The organism is Xenorhabdus eapokensis (assembly GCF_001908105.1).
Genome location: NZ_MKGQ01000017.1, coordinates 50214 through 55221, shown reverse-complemented (window position 1 = coordinate 55221; position 5008 = coordinate 50214). Strand labels below are relative to the sequence as shown.

The following is a 5008-nucleotide window of genomic DNA, read 5'->3' as shown; positions in this document are numbered from 1 at the left end:
AGGTTTTTCTCATTCCAGCAGGTCACTTATATAGGCACTTATCTTATTTGGGCGGACAGAATACAGGAAAAACAATTACGTTCAAAAAAGATTCCGAATGGGTTCTAAGGGATAATGCGCAATAAAAATACGAATCATCATGATTCCTTGATATAGTACAGATGATTTTAGTCACCAAGACACTCTTTGTCGTAAAGACTATCTCAGTGTAAGATTGTTTAGCCTTAAGGAATCCTAATGTCTTTATATCAAGATAATCATGCTCTTTCCCAACTCACATTGGGTAAACCAACCCCCTACCGCGATAACTATGATCCCACTTTATTACAAGCGGTTCCCCGCAGTATGAACCGCGAGCCACTTGGGCTGTTTCCTGATAGTCTCCCTTTTCATGGTGCAGATATCTGGACCATGTACGAACTTTCCTGGCTCAATGCACGCGGTGTTCCTCAAGTTGCCATCGGTCATGTCAGCTTAGATGCGACCAGTGAAAACCTTATCGAATCAAAAAGCTTTAAACTTTATCTAAACAGCTTTAACCAAACTCGTTTTGCTGATTGGGAAACAGTACAGAAAACCTTGCAACAAGATTTATCTGCTTGTGCCAATGGCAACATTGAGGTTGCTCTGCATCCCCTGCACGATTTCAGCCAACAACCAATTGGCGAATTTGCCGGAAAATGCATCGATAATCAGGATATTGACATTGATGATTATCAATTCAAGCGCGATTACCTTAACAACGCAGCAACTGGCCCTGTTGTTGAGGAAACTCTGGTTAGCCACTTGCTAAAATCAAACTGCCTGATCACCAACCAGCCCGATTGGGGATCGGTAATGATCCGCTATCAAGGTGCAAAAATCGATCAGGAAAAACTATTGCGCTACTTAGTTTCTTTCCGACATCACAATGAATTTCATGAACAATGTGTCGAGCGCATTTTCAATGATGTAATGACGTTATGTGCGCCTGAAAAACTCACGGTTTATGCACGCTATACCCGTCGGGGAGGATTGGATATCAATCCGTGGCGCAGTAACGAGGCGTTTATCCCAACAACAGGAAGGTTAGCTCGCCAATAATCGAAATAATCTGATTAGTGACCGCGAGCTAAACTGTTGGATGAAGTCAGTTATACCCAATAGGGTGTAAATCATTACTGAGGAATCCCCACAAGGGGTAAAAGGAGTCATTCTTGATTACACATGTCAATCCATTAGGATCAATGGATTTACTCTCTCAGCTTGAAGTAGATATGCTTAAGCGTACCGCAAGCAGTGACTTATACCGCCTTTTCCGTAACTGTTCACTGGCGGTTCTCAATTCAGGTAGTCAAATAGATAGCAGTAAGGAGTTACTATCAAAATATCAAAATTTTGATATCAACGTACTGCGCAGAGAGCGTGGCGTAAAGCTGAAACTCATTAATCCCCCCGAAGACGCTTTCGTTGATGGTAAAATCATCCGTTCTCTGCAAGCCAATCTTTTTGCCGTACTGCGCGATATTTTATTTGTCCACGGACAAATTACCGATGCACAGAAGGCACATAATTTGGATATGGGAAATGGTATGCACATTACCAACACCATTTTTTCCATCCTGCGTAACGCCAAGGCACTGCATATCTCAGAAGAGCCGAATATGATTGTTTGTTGGGGCGGCCATTCCATCAATGAGAAAGAGTATTTGTATGGGCGCAAGGTAGGCAATGAGCTTGGATTACGTGAACTGAATATCTGTACGGGTTGTGGTCCTGGTGCAATGGAAGCGCCGATGAAAGGCGCCGCAGTGGGACATGCTCAGCAGAATTACAAAAAAAGTCGTTTTATCGGCATCACAGAACCTTCAATTATTGCGGCAGAGCCACCTAATCCGCTGGTGAATGAACTAATCATCATGCCGGATATTGAAAAACGACTGGAAGCCTTTGTTCGTATCGCTCATGGCATCATTATTTTCCCCGGCGGCGTGGGAACAGCAGAAGAATTGCTGTATCTGTTGTCTATCCTGATGCATCCTGAAAACAAAGATCAGGTTCTACCGCTGGTCTTGACTGGTCCCAAAGAGAGCGCCAATTACTTCCAGGTGCTGGATGAATTTATCGTTAATACCCTGGGGGAACAGGCTCGCCATCACTATCGCATTATTGTGGATGCCCCCTCAGAAGTCGCACGTATAATGAAAAAAACCATGCCGAAGGTCAAAGAAAAACGCCGCGCGACCGGAGATGCCTATAGCTTCAACTGGTCACTGAAAATCAGCTCTGACCTACAGTCTCCATTCACTCCAACCCACAAAAACATGGCTGACTTGAATTTACACCCAAACCAGCCACCGGAAAAACTTGCCTCAGCACTGCGACGCGCATTTTCTGGTATTGTGGCAGGCAATGTTAAAGAAGTGGGTATTCACGCTATAGAAAAACATGGGGCATTCAAGATCCACGGCGATGCAGATATCATGCATCGCATGGATAACCTCCTGCAAAATTTTGTCGAGCAAGATCGCATGAAACTCCCTGGAGGCGCTGCTTATGAACCCTGTTATGAGATAATCAAATAAATCGCGGATACCTTTGCTCAATTCAATGAGGCTGGTGCCAGGGAATAGCTCCACGGATGGAATATAACGACCATGATACACCTTTTGATTGTAGACGCCTTAAACCTGATTCGACGCATCCATGCAGTACAGGGAAGCCCTTGTATTCCTGCCTGTGAACATGCGTTAAAACAGTTAATCACCCACGCATCACCAACCCATGCTGTTGCGGTATTCGATGAAGATGGCCGCAGCCATAGCTGGCGCCACCAGCTTTTCCCTGATTACAAAGCAGGTCGCTCGGCCATGCCGGACAACTTACAACAAGAATTACCCTTAATTAAACAAGCATTTAATGCGTTGGGAGTTGCTTGCTGGCACGCACAAGGGCATGAAGCAGATGATTTAGCCGCAACACTGGCAACAAAAGTTGCTCACAGCGGGCATAATGTCACCATCGTTTCAACCGATAAGGGCTATTGCCAGCTCCTTTCTGCCAATATCCAAATTCGGGATTACTTCCAAAAACGCTGGCTGGATCTGCCTTTTGTCCAGCAAGAGTTTGGCGTTGAACCAGGTCAACTTCCCGATTATTGGGGGCTTGCAGGTATTAGTAGCAGTAAAATTCCCGGCATTCAGGGAATTGGCGCAAAAACCGCCGCCACCCTGCTGCAACAAGCAGGTTCACTGGATAATTTATTCCAAAATCTGGACGCCCAGCCAGATAAATGGCGAAAAAAATTGGAGTCTCACAAAGAAATAGCTTACATCAGCCGTGAAATCGCTTCGTTAAGAACCGATTTGTCGCTACAGGGTAATTTGCAGCAATTGCGGCTTATTAACCGATAAACCCTAGCGCTTTCTATCGGTGTACGTACGTGATACCCGTTTCTATTATGCGGATCTTAAGGATAAAAAAACGGGGTATCACACTTTAATCATCTCAACAGCGCAATCATCTCAACCAAAATAATCAGCAACTAGCTCAATATGTTCACCTTGTAGTTGACCGGATTCATCTAATAACCCAATCCACGCTTTCATATAGTCATATTTTGCCTGAGAGAGTTCACGGCGGGCGGTATAAAGCTGTTGCTCGGCATTCAATATATCGACATTCACTCTCTGCCCCAAAGCGACACTTTTTTGCGTCGCTTTCACTTGTAATGCCGCCGCTTCTACCGCCGTTTCATAAGCTCGTATCCGCTTTTCACCATTCACGCACGCGTTATAATTGCGCCGCAGTGCATTCAGAATTTCCCCTGCCTGGGCATCCATTTCGAATTTAGTCTTGCCATAATTTGCGGCTGATTGGCGCACGGCTGCCGCCGTACCTCCACCATTATAGAGGTTCATGGATATCCGCAATCCAATGGAATCCGTCTGGTATTTTTGGTCGATGCTGTTATCGCTGCTGGATTTATTTTCGCTATGGGAAGCATATAGCTCCAGTTTCGGCAGATATCCCGCCCGGCTACGCTCAATATCGTGATACGCCACATCAACTCTCTGACGGGCTGCCGCCAGTTGTGGATTCTGACGTAACGCCAGTTGTTCCCAATCAGAGTAGTGTTCTAATTCCAGTCTGATGGCTTTAAACCGCGGAGAGTCGGATAAACGATCAACGGGCATATCTACTGGTAACGGTATGCCAACTAATAACTGCAAGCCACGAATAGCAGCATCCAGCTCATCTTGCACCGCTAACTCATCAGCCAATACTTGACTGTAACGTGCCTGAGTCTCTGCGACATCAGTACGAGTGCCTTCACCGGCAGAAAATAATTTCTGGTTACGTTCCAGTTGTTGCTCATAGGCTGCCCGCTGTTGGGCAACCTGTGCCAACCGATCCTGAGCATAAGCTACGGTCACGTAACTGTTCACCACTCTGACTGCCAATTGCTGGCTATCCGCCCGAAAACGGCTATCACTCATCAAGGCATAAGCCTGACGGGTGCGATAACGCGCCCATGCCTCGAAATCGATCACGGGTTGAGTCAAAATAATCGCACCACTATAGCTGTCATACTGTCGATCACGGCTCTCTTTGACGATCCTTCCCCGCTGATCCAAAGATTGCGAATCCATCTTCTGCCAATTTTTGGGGGCATTCTGGTAACTGAAAGATAACTTGGGCAACAGTTCCGCCAGCCCAAGATTTTTCTCCTCCAGCCCCGCTTCCTGCTCTTTGATAGCAGCCTGAAACGTCGGATCGTGCTGCAATGCCAGCGCATAAGCCTCCGTTAAGGAAAACGCACTGGCAAAGCGGGGAAATATCAATATCGACATCAGTAATACTGATGCTGGCAACAATGTCCTGAAAAATAGGTGAGATAACGAAGTGCGTCTATTGGCAAGACTGTGATATATAGCTAAATCATATCAATATGACATAATATCTAAACCTAAGATGACAAGGCATAAAATGAGATGGGCTACAGCTTAGATTTTCGAAAAAGAGTATT

General features: G+C 45.6%; 4 protein-coding genes. 3 read left to right on the top strand and 1 reads right to left on the bottom strand.

What is annotated here, in order from left to right:
• Positions 1-237: 237 nt before the first annotated feature.
• From queF to xni, 3 genes are all read left to right on the top strand, one after another.
• The gene (gene queF, locus Xedl_RS12325; RefSeq protein WP_074024059.1) at positions 238-1083 is read left to right on the top strand and encodes an NADPH-dependent 7-cyano-7-deazaguanine reductase QueF; all 846 of its coding nucleotides are present in this window, start codon (positions 238-240) and stop codon (positions 1081-1083) included.
• Positions 1084-1196: 113 nt separating this feature from the next.
• The gene (ppnN, locus tag Xedl_RS12320) at positions 1197-2564 is read left to right on the top strand and encodes a nucleotide 5'-monophosphate nucleosidase PpnN (RefSeq protein ID WP_074024058.1); all 1368 of its coding nucleotides are present in this window, start codon (positions 1197-1199) and stop codon (positions 2562-2564) included.
• A gap of 72 nt (positions 2565-2636) precedes the next feature.
• The gene (xni, locus tag Xedl_RS12315; RefSeq protein ID WP_074024056.1) at positions 2637-3392 is read left to right on the top strand and encodes a flap endonuclease Xni; all 756 of its coding nucleotides are present in this window, start codon (positions 2637-2639) and stop codon (positions 3390-3392) included.
• A gap of 111 nt (positions 3393-3503) precedes the next feature.
• Here xni and Xedl_RS12310 read toward each other — a convergent pair whose 3' ends face one another.
• Positions 3504-4832, bottom strand: a complete 1329-nt coding sequence (locus tag Xedl_RS12310; RefSeq protein WP_074024055.1) for a TolC family outer membrane protein — start codon at positions 4830-4832, stop codon at positions 3504-3506.
• Positions 4833-5008 lie beyond the last annotated feature (176 nt).